Annotated in this window: 19 protein-coding genes; 4 read left to right on the top strand and 15 right to left on the bottom strand. The window is 62.8% G+C overall.

From position 1 onward, the window contains the following. Positions 1–2 precede the first annotated feature (2 nt). The 15 genes from ABID59_RS29735 to ABID59_RS29665 all read right to left on the bottom strand — a co-directional run bounded on the left by ABID59_RS29735 (position 3) and on the right by ABID59_RS29665 (position 16218). A complete protein-coding gene (locus ABID59_RS29735; protein WP_354085716.1) occupies positions 3–1964 on the bottom strand; it encodes a hydantoinase B/oxoprolinase family protein in 1962 nt (653 codons plus the stop codon). A gap of 3 nt (positions 1965–1967) precedes the next feature. Further along, positions 1968–3992, bottom strand: coding sequence for a hydantoinase/oxoprolinase family protein (locus tag ABID59_RS29730; protein WP_354085842.1), 2025 nt, complete (start codon positions 3990–3992; stop codon positions 1968–1970). A gap of 144 nt (positions 3993–4136) precedes the next feature. Further along, on the bottom strand, positions 4137–5117 hold the full coding sequence (locus ABID59_RS29725; protein ID WP_354085715.1) for an AraC-like ligand-binding domain-containing protein: 981 nt from the start codon (positions 5115–5117) through the stop codon (positions 4137–4139). A gap of 129 nt (positions 5118–5246) precedes the next feature. Then, positions 5247–6212, bottom strand: coding sequence for a LysR family transcriptional regulator (locus ABID59_RS29720; RefSeq protein ID WP_354085714.1), 966 nt, complete (start codon positions 6210–6212; stop codon positions 5247–5249). A gap of 211 nt (positions 6213–6423) precedes the next feature. Continuing rightward, a complete protein-coding gene (locus ABID59_RS29715; protein WP_354085713.1) occupies positions 6424–7404 on the bottom strand; it encodes a 5-oxoprolinase subunit C family protein in 981 nt (326 codons plus the stop codon). Next, positions 7394–8269 (bottom strand): 5-oxoprolinase subunit B family protein, encoded by an 876-nt coding sequence (locus ABID59_RS29710; protein ID WP_354085712.1) that lies wholly within the window; start codon positions 8267–8269, stop codon positions 7394–7396. Before ABID59_RS29710 ends, ABID59_RS29715 begins: the two co-directional genes overlap by 11 nt. A gap of 43 nt (positions 8270–8312) precedes the next feature. After that, positions 8313–9713: an acetyl-CoA carboxylase biotin carboxylase subunit gene (locus ABID59_RS29705; protein ID WP_354085711.1), complete on the bottom strand. Its 1401-nt coding sequence runs from the start codon at positions 9711–9713 to the stop codon at positions 8313–8315. Positions 9714–9729: 16 nt separating this feature from the next. Then, positions 9730–9972, bottom strand: a complete 243-nt coding sequence (locus ABID59_RS29700; RefSeq protein WP_148749137.1) for an acetyl-CoA carboxylase — start codon at positions 9970–9972, stop codon at positions 9730–9732. A 36-nt stretch (positions 9973–10008) separates the two neighbouring features. Next, a complete protein-coding gene (locus ABID59_RS29695) occupies positions 10009–10737 on the bottom strand; it encodes a LamB/YcsF family protein (RefSeq protein WP_148749136.1) in 729 nt (242 codons plus the stop codon). A 90-nt stretch (positions 10738–10827) separates the two neighbouring features. Further along, the gene (locus ABID59_RS29690; RefSeq protein WP_354085710.1) at positions 10828–11979 is read right to left on the bottom strand and encodes an ABC transporter substrate-binding protein; all 1152 of its coding nucleotides are present in this window, start codon (positions 11977–11979) and stop codon (positions 10828–10830) included. Between the two features lie 64 nt (positions 11980–12043). Continuing rightward, entirely contained in the window at positions 12044–13117 is a 1074-nt protein-coding gene (locus ABID59_RS29685; protein WP_148749134.1) for a branched-chain amino acid ABC transporter permease, read from the bottom strand. 3 nt (positions 13118–13120) lie between these two features. Next, complete coding sequence (locus tag ABID59_RS29680; RefSeq protein ID WP_354085709.1) at positions 13121–14035, bottom strand: branched-chain amino acid ABC transporter permease; 915 nt, start codon at positions 14033–14035, stop codon at positions 13121–13123. A gap of 2 nt (positions 14036–14037) precedes the next feature. After that, positions 14038–14760: an ABC transporter ATP-binding protein gene (locus ABID59_RS29675; protein ID WP_354085708.1), complete on the bottom strand. Its 723-nt coding sequence runs from the start codon at positions 14758–14760 to the stop codon at positions 14038–14040. Further along, positions 14757–15476 carry an ABC transporter ATP-binding protein gene (locus ABID59_RS29670; protein ID WP_354085707.1) on the bottom strand — a complete coding sequence of 240 codons (720 nt, stop codon included), beginning with the start codon at positions 15474–15476 and terminating at the stop codon, positions 14757–14759. Before ABID59_RS29670 ends, ABID59_RS29675 begins: the two co-directional genes overlap by 4 nt. 487 nt (positions 15477–15963) lie before the next feature. Beyond that, on the bottom strand, positions 15964–16218 hold the full coding sequence (locus ABID59_RS29665; protein ID WP_354032133.1) for an HAD hydrolase-like protein: 255 nt from the start codon (positions 16216–16218) through the stop codon (positions 15964–15966). 350 nt (positions 16219–16568) lie between these two features. Here ABID59_RS29665 and ABID59_RS29660 point away from each other — a divergent pair, with 350 nt between their 5' ends. The 4 genes from ABID59_RS29660 to ABID59_RS29645 all read left to right on the top strand — a co-directional run bounded on the left by ABID59_RS29660 (position 16569) and on the right by ABID59_RS29645 (position 21925). Then, a complete protein-coding gene (locus ABID59_RS29660; RefSeq protein WP_354032134.1) occupies positions 16569–18131 on the top strand; it encodes an ABC transporter substrate-binding protein in 1563 nt (520 codons plus the stop codon). Positions 18132–18202: 71 nt separating this feature from the next. Then, positions 18203–19183, top strand: coding sequence for an ABC transporter permease (locus tag ABID59_RS29655; protein ID WP_354085706.1), 981 nt, complete (start codon positions 18203–18205; stop codon positions 19181–19183). A 2-nt stretch (positions 19184–19185) separates the two neighbouring features. Further along, positions 19186–20103 (top strand): ABC transporter permease, encoded by a 918-nt coding sequence (locus tag ABID59_RS29650; RefSeq protein ID WP_148749128.1) that lies wholly within the window; start codon positions 19186–19188, stop codon positions 20101–20103. A gap of 1 nt (position 20104) precedes the next feature. Next, on the top strand, positions 20105–21925 hold the full coding sequence (locus ABID59_RS29645; RefSeq protein WP_354085705.1) for an ABC transporter ATP-binding protein: 1821 nt from the start codon (positions 20105–20107) through the stop codon (positions 21923–21925). Positions 21926–22223 lie beyond the last annotated feature (298 nt).

Genomic DNA, 22223 nt, shown 5'->3' with positions numbered 1-22223 from the left:
GGTCAGCCCGTGCTCCACTTCGCCACTGAGCGCCGCTCGAACACCTCGCGAAACTGACTTGTGGATTTTGGAAGCAGAGCACCGGTGCCCCAGTCGAGGATCACGGCGTGCTGGCGGATCACGTCGAGCACGCCGATCGCGCCGTTGCGATAATTTTTCGCCACGATCTCAGGATCGAGCCGCACATTGGCGACACGCTTGGCCCTGATTTTGGCGCGAAGCGCCGCGGTCGCGCCCTTGTCGACCTCATATTCGCAAAGCTCGGCGTCAACGGTATGCACGACAACGCCATAATCCTTCGCAGCCCGCTCGACCGAGACATAGTCGTCCTTGATGTCCTCGATCACGAGGGCCGGGTCGCGTTCGAGCGGATCGCCGAACCCGCCGCCACCGGCTGTCGGGCGCGAGAAGATATCGCCTTCGCCGATCGGGACATCCGAGAAGATCGAGCCGAGCCGCTCTTCGGCTTGGCCACCGGCGCGGGTCAATGTCAGCCCGTGCGGCATGGACGGCAAGCCGCCCTCGATGCCCCACACCACCGCGCGCTCGCGGTCGCAGATATAGGAGATCACGGTCTTCTCGGCCTGGAGCATGCGGGAGGTTTTCACGACCCCGGCGCCGCCGCGCCATTTGCCCGGACCGGGCGAGTCCTTGAGGATTTCGCATTCGGTGGTCAGGATCGGATTGGCGCGCTCCTGGCCCTCGACGGGCTGCGACATCAGGCCGGTGCCGAAGCATGCCGTCGTGACATTGCTGCCGTCCTTGCCGTTGCGCCCGCCCCAGCCGCCGGGCAGCCAGTCGTAGAACATGAAGATGGGCTTGTCCGGGCTGCGGGCGTCGAGACCACCGGTGAGCAGATACTCGAGATTGAAGGCGCAGGCGAGCGCGCGCTCCGGCATCAGCTTCGACCACATTTCGTAGATCGAATTCATGATCTTCTCGAACGGCATCAGGAAGCCGGTGACCGCGATCGGCCATTTGGCATCGACGATCGAGCCTTCCGGCGCGATGATTTCAAAGCAGCGGTAGAATCCGGAGTTGAGCGGGAGATCGGGGAAGAAAGTCTTCATGCCGGCCGCAACGGCCGAGAAGGTCGTACCGAAGGCCGAGTTGTAGATCGAACCGATGGTTGGATGGCTGCCGGTGAAGTCGTAGATGGCGCGGTCGCCCTTGATCGTCAGCTTGATACGGATCGGGATCATGCCTTCGCCGCCGGCGGGGTCGCGGTCGATGAAGTCGACCGTCTCCCATTCGCCATCGGGCAGGGCCGCAATGCGCTGGCGCACCGAACGTTCGACATAGTCCTGCACGGCAGCAAGACCGGTCTCGACCGTGTCGCGACCATATTTGTTGACGAGACGCAGGATCTCGCGCTCGCAGACCTGGGTGGCCTGGGACTGCGCCTGGATGTCGCCGATGATCGAGACCGGGTCGCGGGTGTTCGAGGCGATCAGATGCGCGACGTCCTTGCAGAAGCGGCCCTTGTCGAACAGCCGTACCGGCGTGATGCGCAGCCCCTCGCGGAACATTTCGCGCGCGGAGACGTCGAACGACCCCGGCACGCTGCCGCCGACATCCGACCAATGGCCGTTCGACTGGCTGAAGGCGATGATCTTGCCGTCGGCGAAGATCGGCCGGATCAGGCGAACATCCGGGAAATGCGTGCCGCCGGCGTAGGGGTCGTTGATGGCGAAGACGTCACCTTCATGCATATCCCCGTCGAAGAAGCGCATGACGTCCTTGCAGGTGAAATGCAGCGTACCGACATGGACGGCGATGTCCTGATTGCCCTGTGCGGCGCATTCGCCCTTGGCGTCGTGCAGGGCGCTGGAAAAATCGCGGTTGTAGATGACGAACGAGTAGCAGGTCCGTAGCACCTGCTCGCCCATCTGGTCGACGCTGGTAATGAAGGAGTTCTTGAGGACCTCGAAGGTCACGGGGTCGAGCGGGAGATCCCCGGCCATGGTTCACTCCTTCACGCGGATGATGATGTTGAGATATTTGTCGACCTCGGCGCTGGCGCCTGGCGGTACGACGGTCGTCGCGTCGACCTGCTCGACGATCGCGGGCCCTTGAAAGGAGAAGCCGCAGGGCAGGTCGTCGCGCTCGTAGACGGGCGTGTCCAACCCGTTGCCGTCGAACCACACCCTGCGGCGGCCAACCGGCTCAGGGATCACACCGGTCGGTTCATGGATGGCGAACTCCGCCTTGGGGACGACGCCCACCGCCTTGAGATTGAGACGGAAGAAGCTGACCGGGGCGCTGTCACGGCGGAAATTGTACTCACGCCTGTGCTCGGTATGAAAGCTTTGGACGAGGTCCGCGATCGCACCGATGGGGCGCGGTGCATGGACCGCGAGCGACCGCCACTGGCCGCGGTACATCATGTCGATCGATCGCTGGAGCACGATATCCTGTGACGCAACGCCTTCGTGGGTGAGCCGGGCGAGCGCGTCCTTCTCCAGAGCGGCGAACTGTGCTTCGATGTCGGCGGCGTCGGCCTCATCGGCGCCGGTCATGCAGCTCTGCGAAAAATCGTGCTGCATGTCGACCAGGAGACAGCCGAGCGCCGAGGTCACGCCGGGGTTGGGCGGCACGATCACGACCGGGATCGCAAGCTCGCGGGCGACATCGACCCCATGCAGCGCGCCGGCGCCGCCGAAGGCAACCAGGGCAAAGTCGCGCGGGTCGTAGCCGCGGCTGATCGAGATCAGCCGTACGGCATCCGACATGTTGGCGTTGGCGACCTTGACGATCGCGTCGGCTGCCTCGTGCAGGCCGAGGCCAAAGGGCTTTGCGACGCCATCCTCGACCGCCTGGCGTGCCAGCGCGGAGTCGAGTTTCACCTTGCCGCCGGCGAGATTTGTGCCGAGCCGGCCGAGCGTGACGTTGGCGTCGGTATTGGTCGGCTGGGTATTGCCGTTGCTGTAGCAGGCGGGGCCCGGAAAGGCGCCAGCCGATTGCGGGCCGTTGCGCAGGGAGCCAGCCGAGTCGGTCCAGGCCAGCGATCCACCGCCGGCTCCGATGGTGAGGACCTCAATGGACGCAAAGCGGATCGGATAACCGAACTCGATGTGCCAGTCCTTGGTGATGCGCGACTGCCCCTCATAGGCGAGCGAGACGTCGGTCGATGTGCCCCCCATGTCGAGGCCAATGGAGTTGGGAAAGCCACAGAGGCCGGCGATGTAGCGGCTGGCGATGGCGCCGGCAGCAATTCCGGAACCGGCAAGGCGCGCGGCAAAATCCTTGACGCTGGCCGGCGTCATGACACCGCCGCCGGTATGCAGCAGCAGGAGATCGCGGGTATAACCCTCATCGGCGAGACGCTCGCCGAGCCGGCTCGTGTAGCTGACCACGACCGGGCTCACGACGGCATTGGCGACCGTGGTCGAGAACCGCTCGTGCTCGAAGATTTCGGGGAGCACCTGCGAGGAGATCGAGACGGGGATGTCGGGCATCTCCTCGACGAGAATATCGCGCATGGCGCGCTCGTTCGCTCCGTTGAGATAGGCGTTCATGAAGCAGACCGCGACCGCGGCAACGCCGCGGCGCTTGAGAATACGCGCGACGTTGCGTGCTGCCTCGACATCCAGCGGCTCGATCACGATGCCGCCGGCGTCGACGCGTTCCGGCACGGTCAGGCGGTCGCGCCGCGGGACGTATGGCTTGACGACGTCCTTGTAGGTGTCCCAGAGGTCTTCCTTGTTGGCGCGGCGGATTTCGATGACGTCGCGAAAACCCTTGGTCGTGACCACGGCGGTGCGGGGCAGGCGGCGCGTGATCAGCGCGTTGGTTGCAACGGTGGTGCCGTGGGAGAAGAGCGCCACTTCGGCGAGATCGACACCGGCCTTGGACACACCGCCCATGATCCCGTCGATGGGGTCGGGGGTCGACGCCGTCTTCTCGATGCGGATCAGGCCGGTTGCCTCGTCCATGATGCAGATATCGGTAAAGGTGCCGCCGACGTCGACGGCCACGCGAAGGTTCTGCACCATGCGACTTCCTCATCGAATTGCGATCGACGATCATAGGCAGATCAGGGGCGGCAATTCTTGACGCTGAGCGCAGGAAGATTTGTGCGAGAGAGCACCAACGACCGCCGCACGGGCGCCGGCTGCCGGATGCCTAAAGGTCGGTCAGGCGCGCGAATGAGCTTTCAGGCAAGGGGCGGTGCGCGCCGCCGCGCGAGCCTCGCTCGGGGTGCAGCCGAACCGGCTGCGGTAATTCCGGCTGAACTGCGCCTGGTCGCCGAACCCCCACAGGTAGGCGATTTCCGAAATGCTCTTGCGGCAGCCGGGATCGCGCAGCATGGCGTCGGACATTGACAGGCGTTGGTTCCGGATATAGGCGCAAACGGTGATGCCTTCTCCCTCAAAAACCTGATGCAGATATCTGAGCGAGATGCCACAGCCGTCCGCGATCATTTGCGGCGTGAGTCGCATGTCGTCGAGACGCGTGCGAATGAACTGCTCGCAGCGATGGAGGTGGCCGTTGCGAACGGACGAGGAATGGCCCACCAGCACGCGGTCATCCGACTCGATCACCATCGCCAGGAGATCGATGAGATGCTTGCCCATCACGGCCCGGGCCGCTTCGTCCATGTCCGCGATGCGGTCGCCGGCAAGCCGCAGCGTGTCGACGAACAGTGCACCCACGCTGCGGTTGGCGTCGAATTGCAGGGTTGCGAGGCGTTCGGGACGGGATATCCTTGCGCGCAAGACGGCGCTTGGGATCTTCAGCACCCAGAGCGCCGCCGGATCATCGTGGCTGAATTCATAGGGCAGATGGCTTCGCTCGATCACGAATGCGCCGGGCCGGCACCGGACATCCTTGCCGTCCTGCTCGAAGCGGATTTCGGCGAGCTCCGGGACCGTGATGAGGAAACATTCTTCCCGCTCGTTCACGAGGTGCCGTTCGTGGCGCCTGTAGAGCAGGCCATTCGAGACATTGCGGGAGACCGAGAGAGGGCCCATGGACCAGGCGCCCAGGCTCGCGTGGAAGTCGCGGCCGCCGGGAAAGACAAGATCAAGCGGGAAGTATGTCTTGGAGACAACGTCCTGCCAGAAATGCCGCCGATTTTGCGAGGGAACATTGCTGGTCGCATAAGTGGCCTGCATGCCGCACTCCGTCCCTGCCATCGCCCGTTCGGGCCTTGCGCTCTTTCATCGCGCCGACCGCCGTGATCGGCCCAAGCTTGGCGAGGACGACATGACGGCGTCAAATCGAAATAAGCGGGTGCCGATATCTCAGATTTCGATGGCCTCGTCCGATCGTTGTCGGTGGTCGGTGCCGACCGGAGGACGTGCCGGACCAACCCCCGCCACGGCAAAGCGCATGAAATCGCGATACGCTTTCGCAGCATCGGAAAATTCGCTGTCGCGGCGCCAGGCCAGTCCGACGTCCATGCTGGGCACTTCGTTCTCGATGACGCGGGTCTCGATCCGCTGGCCCTCGAGCGACCAGGGCCGGTAGACGAGATCGGACAGGATGGTAATGCCCATTCCGCCCGCAACCATGGATCGGACGGCTTCGACGGAGGAGGTGCGGAAGATCGTTCGCGGTTCGAGCGACAAGGCATTCCAGTAGCGCATCGACGTGTGCTTGGCTTCGTCGACGGTGAGCATAACGTAAGGGTAGGTCGCGATCTCAGCGAGATGGACGCGCTCGGCGCGTGTCAGTGGATGATCGGGAGAAAGCCACAACCGGCGCGGCGACCGCAACAACGTCTCGCTCGCAAGCATGGCGTTGTTGTGCAGGTTCGAGACCAGCATGACCGCAAGGTCGAGCGCACCGTCGACGACGGCGCGTTCGAGCACGTCGCGCGGCATCTCGAACAGCTCGACCGTGATCCCGGGAAAGCTTGCCTGGAAACGCATCTGATGCCGCGGCAGAAAATAACCGGAAACGGTATAGGTGACGCCAATGCGCACCGTTCCGAACAGCGGACCGGCGGACATATGCGTCCCGTGGACGGCTTCGGCGACTGAAGCAAGGATCTGGCGTCCTTGCGACAGGAACCGGTTGCCCTCCATGGTGACGGTCACGCCGGTCGGGGTGCGCTCCAGCAGGCGGGCACAGACGATGGCTTCGAGTTGCTGGATCGCGGCGGTGACCGCGGATTGCGAGACATTCAGGTCGATGGCTGCTTGGCTGATACGCCCCGTCTCGGCGGCGGCGACGAAATAGCGGATTTGTTTCAGAGAAACGGACATCACGGTCGATCCGATATTTTGATTTTACCTAACTCACGAGCGGTTGAGCGCTGCTTTTGGGCGCAAAGGATTTCAATGCAACTCCCGTGCCTAGTCTGCGCGCGGGCAACTTGAGCAACACAATAGTGGAATAGCGGACGGTCAGAGCGACCAAGCGCCGTATCGGAGCTTGGTCGACCGGGGGCGCAGATACCGTACGGCCCTTCAGCGCCTACGCCAATAGAGCACTGCGAAGCTTGCCCAGCAAGCCGGCCCGGCTCTTGCGCGCCGCAAGGGCCTCATCCATCCCGACCTTGACGAACTTCACCGGAGTGTTGGGCTGGAGCTGGCCGATCAAATCCATGTCCGCTGCGATGACCGTGCCGACCATGAAATAGCCGCCGCCCGAGACCGCGTCACGATGCAGCACGATCGGCTCAGTGCCGCCGGGAACCTGGATTGATCCGTAGGGGTAGCAGGCATCGGTGATGTTGGAGGGATCAGAACCGGCTCCGAAGGGCGGCTCGCGCGGCACGAATTCGAGCGGCTTGCCGCCCTTGAAGCGGTAGCCGATCCGGTCAGCTTCCGGTGCGACCTTCCAGGTGTCGCCGAAAAACCCCACGCCGGCCGTCTCGGTGATGCGGTGCCAGTAAAGCCCGGGCATCACGCGCAGTTCGGTCGGCATCGCCGCCGGCAGGCCGCGCAGCTCCTTCGCGACTGTGCGGCCATCCCTGACGGCTGCACCGGCTTTGCCGATCGGAAGTTCGTCACCGGCTTCGAGCTTCCGGCCCTTGAAGCCGCCGAGTGCGCCGAGCGCATAGGTGGAGCGGGAGCCCAGGACAAGCGGCACGTCGATGCCGCCAGCGATTGCAATATAGCCGCGGGCGCCCTGCTTGAGGAAATCGAAGGACAGCTTTTGGCCGCGCTTCACCTTGAAGCTCGTCCAGGTCTCGCGCGGCTCGCCATCGAGCTTCGGCGGCAGCTCGGCTCCGGTGATTGCGACCAGGGCGTCATCGGTGAATTCTAGCTCCGGCCCCATGAATACGGCCTCGAGGACCGCAGCGCCTTCCTCGTTGCCCACGAGCAGGTTTGCCGCGGCAAGCGCGAGACGGTCCATGCCGCCGGAGAGCGGGATGCCGATGTGATAGTAGCCGGGACGCCCCAGGTCCTGCACGGTGGTGGCAAGGCCGGGCTTCAAGACTTTAATTGCCATGGAGAACCCCCTCGAGCTCGCGGTTATAGGCGTCGATGTCGTTGTTGAACTCGGTTAGCGAAAACGAAACGTCGCGGATAACAGGCGCGAAACGGCCGGCATCGACATCGGCCACGGCAGCGTCATAGGCCGCTCGGTCGATCGGCTTCCATTTCACGATGTCGCCCGGCTTGAACAGGCACATGAAGTCGCGCAAATAGCTGATCTTCTGGTTGGGATCGTAGATCGGCATCGGCGTGATGCCGAACATCTGGTAGCCACCGGCGCCGCGTACCGAATAGATGCAGCTGAAGCATCCGCCGTGCCCGACGGTGAGTTTTGGCGTATCCGTGCGTGGGCGCAGATATTTCGGCGCCTGGATCTGCCGCTGGCGTTCCACCATCTGGTAGAGGAACGGCAGGCCCGCGACGAAGCCGACCATCGAGACGAACCACGGCGCGCTGGAGTGCGCCTTGATGAAAGCGTCGACCCCGTCGAGCCCGTTGATGCGCGCAGCATATTCGAGATCGGTGCCGTTGGGATCCTGGTGGCGCTCGCGGAAGCGCATCAGGGTCTCGTGCGTCCAGGGATCATTGTAGAGCACGGGGATTTCGATGATCCGCGTCTTGATGACCGGTGCGGATGTTTCCGATGCGGAATCCAGCCGTTTCAGCTCGGCAAGCAGGTCGTCGGGCTTGATCTGATCCGGATCGAACTTGACCTGATAGGACGCGTTGGCCGGGCAGATCTCGGTCACGCCCTTGATCCTGGCATCGCGCACCGCATTGGTGACGAACAGGCCCTTGAAGAAAGCCTCCAGTGACATGGACTCAGCGACCTCGGCGAAGATGTGCTCATCGCCGCCGTAGGAAAATCGGGTTTGCATGACTAGCGGCCTCCTGTTGCTGACGGGGCGGGTTCTCTCGCGGTCATTGCGCGACCTTGGCGGTCGGTGACGGCGCCGCGGTGCCGAGCGACGACGCATGGTTTTCCAGCCATGGCTCGAGCCAGGCGGTATGAAAGCGCGCGGCCTGAACGTCGGGATCTCGCGCGAGCGCCTGATGCAGGGGCTTTGTCGTCGCCAGGCCCTCGACGCTGAGCTCGGCAAGAGCGCGCTCGAGCCGCCGGATCGCACGCGGTCTGTCCTCGTCGTGCACGATCAGCTTGCCGAGCAGGCTGTCGTAGAACGGCGGCACCGTGTAGCCCTGATAGAGCATGCTGTCGAAGCGCACGCCTTCACCACTGGGCACGCTGAGCGCATTGATCGTGCCGGGGCTTGGGAGAAAGCCCTTCACCGGATCCTCGGCGTTGATGCGGACTTCGATCGAATGACCGCGGACGCGAACCTGGTCCTGGCGGATGCGGAGCGGCTCGCCGCCGGCGATCCGGATCATCTCGCAGACGAGGTCGATGCCGGTGACCATCTCCGTGACAGGATGCTCGACCTGGATCCGGGTGTTCATCTCCAGAAAGTAGAATTCGTGACTGCGGTCGTCATAGAGATATTCGAGCGTTCCGGCGCCGCGATAGTCCACCGCCTTGGCGAGCGCGACCGCCGACGAACACAGTCTGTCGCGAACCGCCGGCGTCAGCGACGGCGAGGGCGCTTCTTCCCAGACCTTCTGGCGGCGTCGTTGCAGCGAGCACTCGCGCTCGAAACAATGGATGACGTCGCGCCCGTCACCGAGGATTTGTACCTCGATGTGCCGCGCGCCTTCGATCAGCTTCTCGACATAGAGCCCGCCATCGCCGAAGGCGGCGAGTGCTTCCGCCTGTGCCTGAGGCATCAAATGATGGAATTCCTCGGCGGAACGCGCGATGCGGATGCCGCGTCCGCCACCGCCGGCCGCGGCCTTGATCATCACGGGAAAGTCGGTCTTCTCGACCAATGCGAAGGCTGCGTCGGCAGATTCCAGGCGTCCGGCGCTGCCGGGGACGGTCGGCACGCCGGCGGCTTGCGCAGCCTCCCGGGCCGCGACCTTGTCGCCCATCAGCCTGATCGATTGCGCGGTCGGGCCGACGAAGATCAGCCCCGCTGCTTCGACCGCGGCCGCGAACTCGGCGTTCTCGGCCAGGAAGCCGTAGCCGGGATGGATGGCGTCGGCGCCGGTCGTCCCGGCGGCGGCGAGGATCGTCGCCTGGTTGAGGTATGATTTTGATGCCTGCGGCGGACCGATCTCGATCGACTGGTCGGCCAGCCGGACGGCAAGCGAGTCCTTGTCGGCCTTGCTGTAGACCTGGACGGTCGCAATACCGAGCTCGCGCGCCGCACGAATGATGCGGACGGCGATCTCGCCGCGATTGGCGATGAGGAGCTTCTGGATCGTCATGAACGCGCGAACCGTCTCAAACGTCAATCTCGGCAATCGGCTGGCCCGCCATAATGGCCTCCTCGTTCTCGGCCAGGAAGCGCAGGATCTTGCCCGCCGCGCCGGCCTTCACCTCGTTGAACGATTTCATCACCTCGATGAGACCGATCGTGTCGTGCTCCGTGATGGTATCTCCGTCGGACTTGTAGTCCGGCTTGTCGGGCGCGGGCTTGCGATAGAATATGCCCGGCAGCGGCGAGAATATCTGTTGAGTTGCCATGGGGTCCTCCTGGTCGTTCGCTTCTTCGGGTCGTTCTCACCGCGCGGTGAGATAGGGGCGGACGGCTTCGCGAACCGCGTGCGCGATCGCGACGGCATTGGGCGTGTCGGAGTGGATGCAGATCGAGTCGGCTCCGACCAGGACGTCGTTGCCGGCCACCGACCGGGTCTTGCCTTCATTTACGGCTCGCGTGCACCGTGAGGCCGCGTCGGCCGGATCCTTGGCCTCGTGCTCGCGCGTGATGATGAGGCTGCCGTCGGCATTGTAGTCGAGGTCGGCATAGTATTCGGCGACGAAGGTATGGCCGCGCCGCTCGTAGACCATCTGATGCAGCGTACCCTTCATGCCGAGCAGCGGCACCTTATAGACATCGGCGGCATCCGCGACGGCCTCTGCGATGTTCTCGCTGCGCGCGGCCATGCCATAGAGGGCGCCGTGCGGCTTGATGTGATTGAGCGGCAGGCCCTCGGCATCCAGGAATGCCTTGAGCGCGCCGATCTGATAAAGCAGGCAGTTCGTCAACTCCTCGCGGTCGATCTTCATCTCCCGCCGCCCAAAACCCTGCAAGTCCGGCAGTGACGGATGGGCGCCGACCTTGACGCCGAACTGCTTGGCGAGTTGCACCGTTTGCCGCATGTGATTGAAGTCGGATGCATGGAAGCCGCAAGCCACGTTGGCGACATCGATGTGGGGCATCAGCGCCTTGTCGTCGCCCATCTTGTAGAGGCCATAGGCCTCGCCCATGTCGCAATTAATCACGACCATTCTCCTGTTTCCTCTCAACGGCTTGCGTTCGATCCAAGGGGGACGGCCGCCCGCAGGTGCGACAGGCACCGCGGGCGGCGCATTGCCGATTTACTTTGACACCAGATAGTCGACCGGGATCTTCTCCGAGATGGTCCACTGATCGACCATCTTCGGCTTGCCGGCCTCGGTGTCGATGATCAGGTAACGGCCCTGGTTTTGATGGTGGATGTCCTTGTTGAAGGTGCGCGGCCCGAACAGCGTGGCCTCGTTGTTCATCTTTTCCAGTTCCGCGACGACGGCCGGAGCGTCGGTGGTCTTGGCGTGCTCGACCGCCTTGGCCCAGACGTCGATCAGGACATAGCCGGGATAGACGTACTGGCTGGACGGATCGCCGCCCGTCACGTCCTTGTACTTCTTGTTGAACTCGTTGACCTTCGGATTGGGATCGTCGCCGTAGATCGAGCCCTGCACCGGAACGTAGAAGTTCGACAGATCCGGAATGGCGTTCAGCCAGTAGCTGCCGTCCATGCTCGAACCGTTGAGGATCATCGACTTGATGCCGGCGGCCCGGATCTGCTTGATGGCCGACACCGCGCCCGGCATCATCGTGCAGACCATGATGGCGTCGGGCTCCTTCGGCAGGCTCTTGATGCGCGTGATCTGGGACGCGATCGAAGCATCATCATTCTTGAAGGTGTCGCTTCCGGCCAGCGTCGCGTCCTTCAGCTTCGGCATCATCCAGTCGAAGCCGTCGCAGATGCCCTTGTTGTAGACGGTCCAGCTATCGAGCAGCCGGTAGAAGCTGCGGGCATTCTTCTTGTTGTAGGCCCATTCCGCCATGGTCGCGCCCTGCACGGCCGCCAGAACGGAGCCGGAGAACGAGTAGGGACCGACGCCGGGGATGCCGGCCTTGATCGACTCGGCGCAGAGGAAGAACGAGACCTTGCCGGCCGCCTGCGCCTGGAGGGCCGCCGGCGCGCCGAAATCGTAATCGCAGGAGACGACCACGAGATCTGCGCCCTGGTCGAGCACGGCAAGGCCGGCCTTGGCGCCTTCGGCCTGGTCGGTCTTGGTATCGGCAAAGACGGCCTTGATCTTCTTGCCGAGCAAGCCGCCCGCCTTGTTGATCTCGTCGATGCGGATCATTGCCGCATCTTGTGCCGGCTTGTCATAGGCCTGCATGAAGCCCGACGCTGCGGTCGCAAATCCGATGACGATCTCGTCGGCCGCCTTGGCCGGTGCGAACCAGAGTGCGGACACTCCAGTCAGGACACCCAGTATTCTCGCAAGACGCATAACCATTCCTCCAGTTGTGCAGTGAACTTCAGTTCAGTTCCTTCATCGCCGTCCGCACCGGGCGTGACAAACGTCGCAGCATCGGCCATCCGCGCCAGGAGAACTCCTGGTTGCGGGTGAGACCGGTCGGCAGATACATCAAGATGACGATGGTGATGATGCCGATCGCGATCTCCTGGACCCCGTTCGGCAGTGCGACCTTGATTGCGCCAAGGCTGATGCCTTTTTCAAGATTGCGGAACAATTCGATCAGCACCGAGATCGTGACGACGCCGGTGACGGCGCCGCTGAGGCTGTACATGCCGCCGACGACCAGCATTGAGAGGGTGATGAAGGTCGTCCGCAGATAGAAGGCACCGGGGTTGACGATGCTGAGGAAGTGCGCGTAGAGCGCACCGGCGATGCCGATGATGAAGGCGCTGACCACGAACGCGACCAGCCGTTCGCGGACAATGTCGATACCCGAGGCGCTGGCGGCAACGGACTCATCGCGTGTGGCCCGAAGCGCGAGCCCGGAGCGGGAAATCGCGTAGAGGTAGGCGATCGCGATCGCAACTGCGGCACCCAGCCAGCCGATCCACACGTTCATGGTCGGCGGTATGCCGACGATCGAACCTTGTCCGCCCGTGACCGAATCCCAGTTCGAATAGACGTTGTTGATGACGCCGAGCAGTCCGAAAGTCGCAATCGAGGCGGCAATCCCCGACAGGCGCATGATGACGCGTCCGACGACGAGCGCGAACAGGGCGGCGAACACGCCCGAAATCGGCGTGGCCACCCACATCGGCAATTGCGTGTGCAGCAGCCAGGTCGGCAGTCCCTTGAGCGTCATCGATTTCATCACGGGCGGAATCGCGAGCCAGGCGGTCATGTAGGCGCCGAGGCACATGAAGCTGATGTGCCCGAACGACAGCAGGCCGGAATTTCCGACAAACACGTAGAGGCCGACGACAACCATGATGTTGATGAACATCTCGACGGCGGTTCGGTTGAATGCGCGGCTGCCGAACTGATAGCTCAGCGCAGCCATGACGAGCAGGACGACGATCAGGACGATCGGTGTCAGCATCGTTTGCCGGATGACGGACGGCCGCTTTGGCATCGATCAGACCCTCTGCTTGGTGGATTTCGGTGCAAACAGGCCTTGCGGCCGCACCAGCAGGACGACGATCACCGCGCCATAGACGAAGGCATCGCGAAAGACGCGCGCGTCGTGCGGCAGTGTCGCCTGGAAGATGACGCTGGCGGCGCCGATGATGAAGCCGCCGGCGACGGCGCCGGGCACGCTGCCGAGACCGCCGATCACGGTGGCGATGAAGGCGATCAGCATGACGTTGGCGCCCATGTTGATGTCGGCGGTGCCGGAGATGGTGGCCAGGATCAATCCGATCGCCGCGGCCAGCATGCCGCTGATGGCAAAGGCCAGCAGGATGACGCCGTTGGCACGGACCCCGAGCATGCGCGCCATGGTGAAGTTTTCGGCTGCGGCGCGCATTTCGAGGCCATAGCGCGTGCGCTTGAGGAACAGCACCAGCACAGCGAGCGCGGCCAGCGTGATGACGATGGTCACGACTTGGAGCATCGGGATGTGGGCGCCGAGAAAATCGACCGGGAGGCCGAGGCTTGGCCACAGCGTGATCGACTTCGGGCGGCTCGAATAGAGCATCAGCATCAAGTGCCGGATGACGAAGCCGAGGGCGAAGGACGCGATCATCATCGTCGCCGGATTGGTGTTGCGGAAACGGCGGAATACGACGATCTCCGACAGGATGGACAGTGTCGCGCCGATGATCAGCAACAGCGGAATCAGGAGATAGAACGGCAGCATGCCGGCGAAAACGACCGCGGTTGCATCGATCGACGGCCATAGCATTGCGAACACGCAGAAGGCGATGAAGTCGCCATGGGCGAAGTTGACCAGCCGCATGACGCCGAAGATCAGCGCGATGCCGAGGGCGCCCAGGGCATAGAGACTGCCGAGGCTCAGTGCGTCGAAGATGATCTGCAGAACCGCCGTCATTCTCAGTGGTCTCCGAAGCCGAAATAGGCTTGCTTCAGACGTTCGTCCTTGATCATGTCGGCGGCCGCACCCTCGAGGACGATGCGCCCGCCGCGAATCAGGATCATGCGTCCGCCGGTCATCATGGCGCGCGTCGAGCTCTGCTCGACGATCAGCAGCGTCAGCTTGCGCTGCGCCCGTAGCCGCACCAGGATCTCGTAGACCTGATCGATGATCTTGGGTGCAAGTCCCAGCGAAGGCTCGTCGATGGCCATGATGCGCGGAGCCGTCATCAACGCACGACCGATGACAAGCATCTGCTGCTGGCCGCCGGAGAGCATGCCAGCCGCAGTGTGGCGGCGATCGGCCAGCATCGGGAATTCGGCGTAGACGGAGTCCAGGTCGCCGGCGATTCTGTGCCTGTCGGCTCGCATGCCGGTGCCGACCTTCAGATTTTCCTCGATGCTCAGTGCGCCGAAGACGTTGCGTCCTTCCGGCACCAGCGAAAATCCGCGCCGGGCGATGTCCTCCGGCGAGGCACCCGTCACGTTGGCGCCGTCCATGGTGATGGAGCCCGAGCCCGCCGGCACGACGCCGGCGATCGCGTTCAGCAGGGTCGACTTGCCTGCGCCGTTGGGGCCTGTCACGAACAGAACCTCACCTTCGGCGATCTTCAGCGTGACGCCGCGCAATGCCGTCAGGCGTCCGTAGCTGACGGTGATGTCGTCGACGGCGAGCAGCGTCATGATGCGGCGCCCATCTCGGTCGCGGGCGCCGTGATCACTTCGTCGCGCTGCGTGCCCATATAGGCGTGCCGGACTGCGTCGCTGTTGCGGATCTGCGCCGGTGCGCCGACTTCGATGATCTCGCCGGAATCGAGCACGAAGATGCGCTCGCAGAGTTCGAGCACGAGGCCGATGTTGTGCTCGATCAGCAGCACGCCGACGCCGAGTTCAGTCGCGATCCGCCTGATGATGACGGCCAGGTCGTGGCTTTCATGCTCGGACATGCCGGCTGCGGGTTCGTCGAGCAGCAAATAACGTGGCGTGCACATGATGGCGCGGCCGATGGCGACGCGGCGCTCGTCGGTGTAGGGCAGCGCGCCTGCGATCGTGCTGCCGAGATGCGATATGCCAAGCCAGGCCATCACGCGCTCGGCCTCCGCGATCGCCTCGCGCCGCGTCTGGCCCATGCCCACGCCCGTGACCTCGAGATTGTCCACGACCGGCAGGTCGCGGAAAAGTCGGCCGGACTGAAATGTGCGAGCGACGCCCTTGCGTCGAAGCTTGTGGGGCGGGATGCCATTGAGCATCTCGCCGTCCAGATCGACGGTCCCTGTGCCGACCGGCTGGAACCCCGTCAGCACGTTGATAAGTGTCGTCTTACCGGCGCCGTTGGGGCCGATCAGTCCGGTGATGCGTCCCCGCGGAACGTTGAGCGCGACTTTGGACAGTGCTTTCAAGCCTTCGAATTGGACGCTGACGTCGCGAGCGCCCAACTCCAAGCCACCGGAAGTCATCTCAACGCCTTCTCACTCGCCGCCAATCACAGACGGAGTTTTGCGTTGCGGGAGACGCTTGTAAAATTCGAAATATCGTTCGCGGATATCTGAAATTATGATGACGGTGACATTCCGGGAACGCATCGTGGCGGGGCAACGTCGATTGTCGTGCTCCGGAGTCCCAGAACAGCAAGACTGAAGCGACGGCAGGACTGGAGCTAAAAGACAGGGGCGAAGGCAAGACTTGAGTGAAGGCAAGACTTGAGTGAAGGCAAGACTTGAGAGGAAACGGCCGGATTGAAGGGAAATGAGCAATCCGGATCCGTTACGGGCGACGTCGTGTTCTCGGAATGGCTGAGGAAGGAGAGCGTCGATTGTGAAGCAAGACCCCAGAGCGGCAATGATGCGCCCAGCTGGGTCTGCATGCGCGCGATCAAGCTCGGAGTCATCATGAGAGTGGACCGGTCCGCATGGCCGTGGCGTCGAGCAGATCAAGAAGGCTCGACACGATGCGATCAGGGACGATATCTGCGGCCGTATTGAACGGGACGTCGCTGGCGAGCAGGATGGAGCGCAGGCCCGCGGCGTTGCCGGCCGCGATATCGGTTGCGCCCTGGTCGCCGATCATGATCGTTTCGTGCTTTGCGGTGCCGAGATGCGCGAGCGCCTGTTCGATCAGGGTCGGGGACTCCTGTGTCTTCAAGGCCGGGATTCCGCTCATTTCGAAACATGGGAATTATAGGCTCACCGTCACTGAGCGGCTGTTCCGTGCGTCCATCATTCCTGTCCTGCACAGTGGACAGGCGTGGCTGCCTCGGAGTTGGGCGGTGCGCTCCAGGTGATCAGGAGCCGCCGCGCGCAATCGTCGCATCCGGGAGTGTCAGCAACGGAATCGTGGAGCAGCAGGAATCGGGCAAGCACGGGCTTTGGTCTACGCTTTGCAAGTTGCGGCTAGGCAAGTTGCGGCAAGTTGCGCGACACGATCGAAACGGCTGAGTGCCCCGCGCCCTCGGCAGCAGTTTCAGCATTGGCAAAATCATCGAGGGATAGGACATGATCAACCGTAGAGACGTGATGTTAGGTGGGCTTGCCGGTGCCGCAGCGTTTGGCTTCGGACGGGTCAATCCCGATTTTCTAGTGAACTCCGCCTTTGCAGCCGAAGGCAAGGCACTGCGATTTCTCGGCGCGGAAGCGCTGTCTGGAAATTGGGATCCGACCACGCACACCAATCTCGGTCAGTTGATCGTCGAAGGATTCGTGTTCGGCTATCTGACGCGCGCGCCGATGAAACCGGACAAGCCGGACGAGCTGATCTTCGAATTGGCCGAGTCCATGACGCCGATCGATGCGTCCACGATGGAGGTCAAGCTTCGCAAGGGCGTGAAGTTTCATGATGGCACGCCGTTTACGGCAGCCGACGTCAAGGCGACCTACGAGTATGGCTGCCAGCCCGATCGGCCGGCGCAGTGGTATCCGGGCCTCGTCACCATTGACGTCGTCGACGATTTCACCTGCCGCATCAATACCAAGGCGCACGGTTATCCGGCGGCGCTCTACTACTATCTCTCTTCGTTCCTACCGATCATGTCTGCCAAGGACATCGCCAACAAGGCGCAGTTGTCGGCTCGCATGAACGGCACGGGGCCATACAAATACGTCGAGCAGAAGGGCGACACGACCGTTCTCACCGCCAACGCCGATTTCTTCCTCGGCGCGCCGAAGATTCCCGGCGTCGAATATCATTTCGTCGGCGACACCACGACCCGGACGCTCTCGCTGCTGAACGGCTCGGCGGACATTATCGAGCGGCTGGAGCAGGAGCAGGTCGAGACGATTTCCAAGGATGCTCGCTTCAACATCCACAAGGCGGTGTCGGTCGAGAACAAATATCTGTTCTTCCGTTGCTCCAAAAAGCCGTTCGACGATCCGCGCATCCGGCTGGCGGCGTGCCACTCCATCGATCGCAAACAGGTGCTGGAAGTGCTCGGCGTCTCCGGAACCTACTCCAAGGCGCACATCTCGCCGGTGAAGTTCGGCTATACGGAGGTCGCCGATTATCCGGAATTCGATCCAGCCAAGGCCCAGAAGCTGCTGGCGGAAGCCGGTTTCCCGAAAGGCCAGGGCCTTCCCGAGCTCACCTATTACACCTCGGTCGGCTTCTATCCGAAGACCAAGGAATATGCCGAACTGATCACTGGCATGCTTCAGGAGCAGGGCTTTAAAGTCAATCTTCAGACCCTCGAAGTCGCGGCTTGGGGCAATTTGCTCTATGACAAGCCGGGTGGCGGTGAAGGCAACATGATCGACTGCGGCTGGTGCACAGGGTCGCCTGAGCCGGATCTGGTGCTGCGCACCCACTTCCACTCGTCGTCGAAGCGTATTACCGGCATCGTCGACAAGGACATCGACGCGGTGCTCGACAAGGAGCGCAACGCCACCTCCATCGAGGAGCGCAAGAAGATCCTCCAGACCGAGACGCTGCCGACCATCGCCAAGAAGGCGCCGGCACTTGCGCTGTTCACGTCGGTCTTCATCCACGCCTACAGCAAGAAGCTCGACGGCCTCTACATCTACCCGAACGGCATGCAGGACATGACCAAGGCCACACTGGCATGATGGTTGCTGCGGCAGGTCGGACTTGTCCGGCCTGCCGGAACTCCCGACGAATGCAAGGGTAGCTCTTCCCGATGTTGATCCTGGAATTCCTGGTCAAGCGGATCGCGCAGGGCCTCCTGATCGTCTTCATCACCTCGTTGATCATCTTCACGCTGTTGCGCGTGGTTCCAGGCGATCCCGTCCGTCTGATCGTCGGTGGCATGGCGCCACCCGATGTGGTCGAGAAGGTGGCGACCAAGATGGGGCTGCGCGATCCCATCATCGTCCAATACGGCCGCTATATGCGCGGTCTGCTCCAGGGCGACCTCGGACAATCCTATCTGCGGCCGCGTAGCGGCATGATTGCCGCCGGCGGACAATACGTCGATCCGACCAAGTCGGACATGGCGCTGGTGACCGACCTCATTCTCGAGCGTTTGCCATTCACGCTGCAATTGGGCGGCATGGCCTTGTTGTTCGCGCTGTTGATCTCGTTTCCGGTGGGAATAGCCGGCGGCCTGCATCAGCATCGATGGCAGAACGCCCTGGCGTTCGGCATGCAATCGCTGTTCGTGTCGATCCCGAATTTCTGGCTCGCGATCGTTCTGATCCTGTTTCTGTCGATCAAGCTGAAGCTGCTTCCGGCGCTCGGCTACCAGGGCTTCTCTTATGTCGTTCTGCCGGCCTTGGTGCTGGCGGTGGAGATCGCGCCCTTCATCATCCGGACGCTTACGACGTCACTCGGCGAAGTGATGCAGGCGCCGTTCATCGATGAAGCCAGGGTTCGCGGCCTGTCGCGCCGCCGCATCGTCTATTCCCATGCTCTGCGCAATGCGGCGGTCCCGCTGGTCAACCTGCTCGGGATCCAGCTTTCGACCCTGATCGGCGGCGTGCTGGTGATCGAATACATCTTTGACTATCCGGGTCTCGGCAATCTGACCGTCGTGTCCGTCGTCGGGCGTGATTTCCCGGTCATCCAGGGCATCGCCATCACGACCAGCGCGGTGTTTGTCTTCATCAATATCATCGTGGATCTGGTCGCTTATCTCATCGATCCGCGCGTGGAGATCTGACCATGACGGCCACCACGGTCATTGCTGCGGAGCCCGAGCCTCGATTGGCGCGCATCCGGTCCGTCAATCGGAGGATACTGGCTGCAGCCTGGGGCATGTCGAGCTTCAAGGTCGGCTTCTTCGTCTTCATCGCACTGCTGCTCGCATCCGCGATCTATCCCGAGGTGTCCTCGGTCAGCGCCACCAAGATGGTGGTGAAGGACAAGTTCCTGGCGCCGGTCTATCTGGGCGACAAATGGACCTGGGATCACGTGCTGGGCACGGATCAGCTCGGCCGCGACATCCTGATGCGGAGCCTGATCGGGCTGCGCTATTCGCTGCTGGTCGGCATCGTCACTGTCCTCCTGATCTTCATCATCGGCTGTGGTCTCGGCCTGTTTGCAGGCTTCAAGGGCAAATGGTGGGACACCATCATCATGCGGATCACCGACGCCCAGCTCTCGATTCCGATGATTATCCTGGCGATCACCATTCTCGGCGTGTCGCGGCCGACTGTCCCGACCATCATCATCGTGCTGGCGCTGTCCGGCTGGCCGCTGTACGCGCGCGTGGCCCGCAGTGCCGCGGTCGCCGAGCGCGGCAAGGAATATGTGCGTGGCCTGCGCGTGCTTGGGGCCGGAGATTGGCGCATCCTGTTGCTATTCGCAGCACCCAACATCCTGCCACCGATTGCCTTCGTCGCGGTGCTCGATGTTGCCCGCATGATGATCTTCGAGGCGATCCTGGGCTTCCTTGGGCTCGGCATTCAGCCGCCGACTCCGAGCTTTGGCAGCATCATCGCCGATTCCCGCAAGTACCTGCTTAACGCCTGGTGGATCGGGACCATCCCGGGCATCTTCCTCGCCGTCGCGCTCACCTCGATCAATCTCATGGGCTCGGCGCTGGAAAAGGCGCGCAACCGCATCTATGGAGGTCTCTGAGATGGATCTCTCGCGCATTCTCGAAATCGACGATCTGACGGTCGGTGCCACGACGCCGGGCGCGGCTCCAATTCTCGATCACATCAGCTTCAGCCTCAGCACGTCGGAGATTTTCGGCATCTACGGGGAGAGCGGTGCGGGCAAGACGGTGCTCAGCCGCGCGCTGGCGAACTGGTTGCCGGAGAGCCTGGAATATCGCGCCGGACGGGTCGCCTTCGCCGGACACGACATCCTTGGCGCCGGTGCGCGCGAAGTGCGGATCGGACGCGACATCGCCTATATCGGCTCCAAGCCGCAGAGTTCGCTGGATCCGACGGTGCCGGTCGGGGTCCAGATCGCGGAGAAGCTGCACAGCGTCAGGCCTGAATGGAACGGACGCGAGTGTCGTGACCGGGTCATGCAGCTGCTCGGCGAGGTCCGAATCCCGTCGCCAAAGGAACGTTACTGGGACTACCCGTCGAAATTCTCCGGCGGCATGATGCAGCGCGCGATGATCGTGGACGCCATTTGTGCCGAACCCGCCGTGCTCATCGCCGACAACGTCACCCAGCCGCTGGACGTCACCATTGCCGCGCAGATCGTGGCTTTGCTCCATGACCTCTGCACGCGGCACAAGATGGCGACGATCTATCTGTCCTCCTCCTTGCCGACACTCGGGCAGTTCGGCGATCGAACGGCGGTGCTGTACCAGGGCCGGTTCGTCGAGCAACAGGCGTTCGCCGAACTGCTGGCGTCGCCGCAATCCGACTACACGCGCAAGGCCATCGCGAGCGTGCCGCGGATGTGGGAGACAGCGGAGGGGCCGCTTGCCCGCCGTCGGGATCAAGGCGAAGCCCCGTTGATGAAGGTGGAGAATGTCCATCGTACCTATCGCGCCCGCAAGCGCGGCACCTTCAACACTTACAGCAATGTGCGGGCCGTGCGTGGCGTGACGCTCGACATCATGCCGCGCGAGAATTTCGGCATTGTCGGTGAATCCGGCTGTGGCAAGTCGACCCTGACCCGCCTGCTGGCCTGGCTGGAGACGCCCGACAGCGGCAGTATCGTCTTGAATGGGACCTCGCTCGGCGCGCTGTCATCGCGGGACCTGATCCGCAAGCGCAACGAGTTTCAGCTTCTTTTGCAGGACCCCTACAATGCCTTGCCGCCGCGTACCACGGTCGGCCGCATGATCGAGGAGAGTCTCCTGATCCGCGTCCGGGTCCCGCGCGCCGCTTTGCGGAAGCGGGTGATCGCCGCGATGGCCGAAGTCGGTCTCGCCGCCGAGCTCTACGATCAGCTGCCGAACGCGCTCTCGACCGGCGAGCGCCAGCGCATCTCGATCGCAAGAGCCCTGATTCTCGATCCCAAGCTCCTGATCCTCGACGAGACCTTGTCGGCGCTGGACCAGCGCGAGCAGGGCAGGCTGATCGAGTTGTTCTCGAAACTGCAGGAAAAGAACGACCTCACCTATGTTTTCATCTCGCACGATCTGGCGATGGTGCGGAAGGTCTGCACGCGGATCGCGGTGATGTATCTCGGCGAGATGGTCGAGATCGCCGACAACCATGATCTGTTCTTCGATCCGCAGCATCCCTATACCAAGGCGTTGCTGTCGGCGGCTCCGACTCTGGAAGAGAAGCCGTTCGATCCCTCCGATTTCCTGCTGGAGGGCGAGCCGCCCAGCCCGATCGACATTCCGGCAGGCTGCAGCTTCGCCTCGCGCTGTCCGAAAGCATTCGGCCGTTGCCGGGTGGAGACGCCGAGGCTCGTCGAGCATTCGCCCGGGCGCTTCGCTGCTTGCCATCTTCTCGACGGCGATCACGCGCAGGCGGCGGCTTAAAGACGAGGCCGTGAACTCATAAACCCGCTGGACGGACAGCTTGTCAGTGTCCGCCATGCCCCGATAGCTGACGTATTGTTGCGTAGCAGCGAAACGACGCTATGGGCCACAAGCGGACGAACGTCGCTTCCAATTGACAGTCGCAGAGTGATGTTTCCTTAATGTCGTATGAGAGACACTCCGCACGGACAATAGAGGCATTGGTTAGAGCGTTAGCCGATCAGGTTGCAAGTACCCTGCGGCCACGAAGTAGTTTGTGGATTCTGCGGGCGTGTAGGTGTCGACGATGCGACCAATA

This window comes from Bradyrhizobium sp. S3.3.6 (assembly GCF_040546905.1).
Taxonomy (GTDB): Bacteria; Pseudomonadota; Alphaproteobacteria; order Rhizobiales; family Xanthobacteraceae; genus Bradyrhizobium; species Bradyrhizobium cytisi.
The sequence above is the reverse complement of the archived record's forward strand: the minus strand, read 5'-3'. Positions and strand labels throughout refer to the sequence as shown.

What these genes read in the sequence shown, in the direction of transcription:
- ABID59_RS29680 (WP_354085709.1), bottom strand. Translation starts at nt 14,035, where the DNA reads ATGACGGCGGTTCTGCAGATCATCTTCGACGCACTGAGCCTCGGCAGT.
- ABID59_RS29675 (WP_354085708.1), bottom strand. Translation starts at nt 14,760, where the DNA reads ATGACGCTGCTCGCCGTCGACGACATCACCGTCAGCTACGGACGCCTG.
- ABID59_RS29685 (WP_148749134.1), bottom strand. Translation starts at nt 13,117, where the DNA reads ATGCCAAAGCGGCCGTCCGTCATCCGGCAAACGATGCTGACACCGATC.
- ABID59_RS29650 (WP_148749128.1), top strand. Translation starts at nt 19,186, where the DNA reads ATGACGGCCACCACGGTCATTGCTGCGGAGCCCGAGCCTCGATTGGCG.
- ABID59_RS29700 (WP_148749137.1), bottom strand. Translation starts at nt 9,972, where the DNA reads ATGGCAACTCAACAGATATTCTCGCCGCTGCCGGGCATATTCTATCGC.
- ABID59_RS29655 (WP_354085706.1), top strand. Translation starts at nt 18,203, where the DNA reads ATGTTGATCCTGGAATTCCTGGTCAAGCGGATCGCGCAGGGCCTCCTG.
- ABID59_RS29695 (WP_148749136.1), bottom strand. Translation starts at nt 10,737, where the DNA reads ATGGTCGTGATTAATTGCGACATGGGCGAGGCCTATGGCCTCTACAAG.
- ABID59_RS29720 (WP_354085714.1), bottom strand. Translation starts at nt 6,212, where the DNA reads ATGTCCGTTTCTCTGAAACAAATCCGCTATTTCGTCGCCGCCGCCGAG.
- ABID59_RS29645 (WP_354085705.1), top strand. Translation starts at nt 20,105, where the DNA reads ATGGATCTCTCGCGCATTCTCGAAATCGACGATCTGACGGTCGGTGCC.
- ABID59_RS29710 (WP_354085712.1), bottom strand. Translation starts at nt 8,269, where the DNA reads ATGCAAACCCGATTTTCCTACGGCGGCGATGAGCACATCTTCGCCGAG.
- ABID59_RS29735 (WP_354085716.1), bottom strand. Translation starts at nt 1,964, where the DNA reads ATGGCCGGGGATCTCCCGCTCGACCCCGTGACCTTCGAGGTCCTCAAG.
- ABID59_RS29660 (WP_354032134.1), top strand. Translation starts at nt 16,569, where the DNA reads ATGATCAACCGTAGAGACGTGATGTTAGGTGGGCTTGCCGGTGCCGCA.
- ABID59_RS29705 (WP_354085711.1), bottom strand. Translation starts at nt 9,713, where the DNA reads ATGACGATCCAGAAGCTCCTCATCGCCAATCGCGGCGAGATCGCCGTC.
- ABID59_RS29725 (WP_354085715.1), bottom strand. Translation starts at nt 5,117, where the DNA reads ATGCAGGCCACTTATGCGACCAGCAATGTTCCCTCGCAAAATCGGCGG.
- ABID59_RS29715 (WP_354085713.1), bottom strand. Translation starts at nt 7,404, where the DNA reads ATGGCAATTAAAGTCTTGAAGCCCGGCCTTGCCACCACCGTGCAGGAC.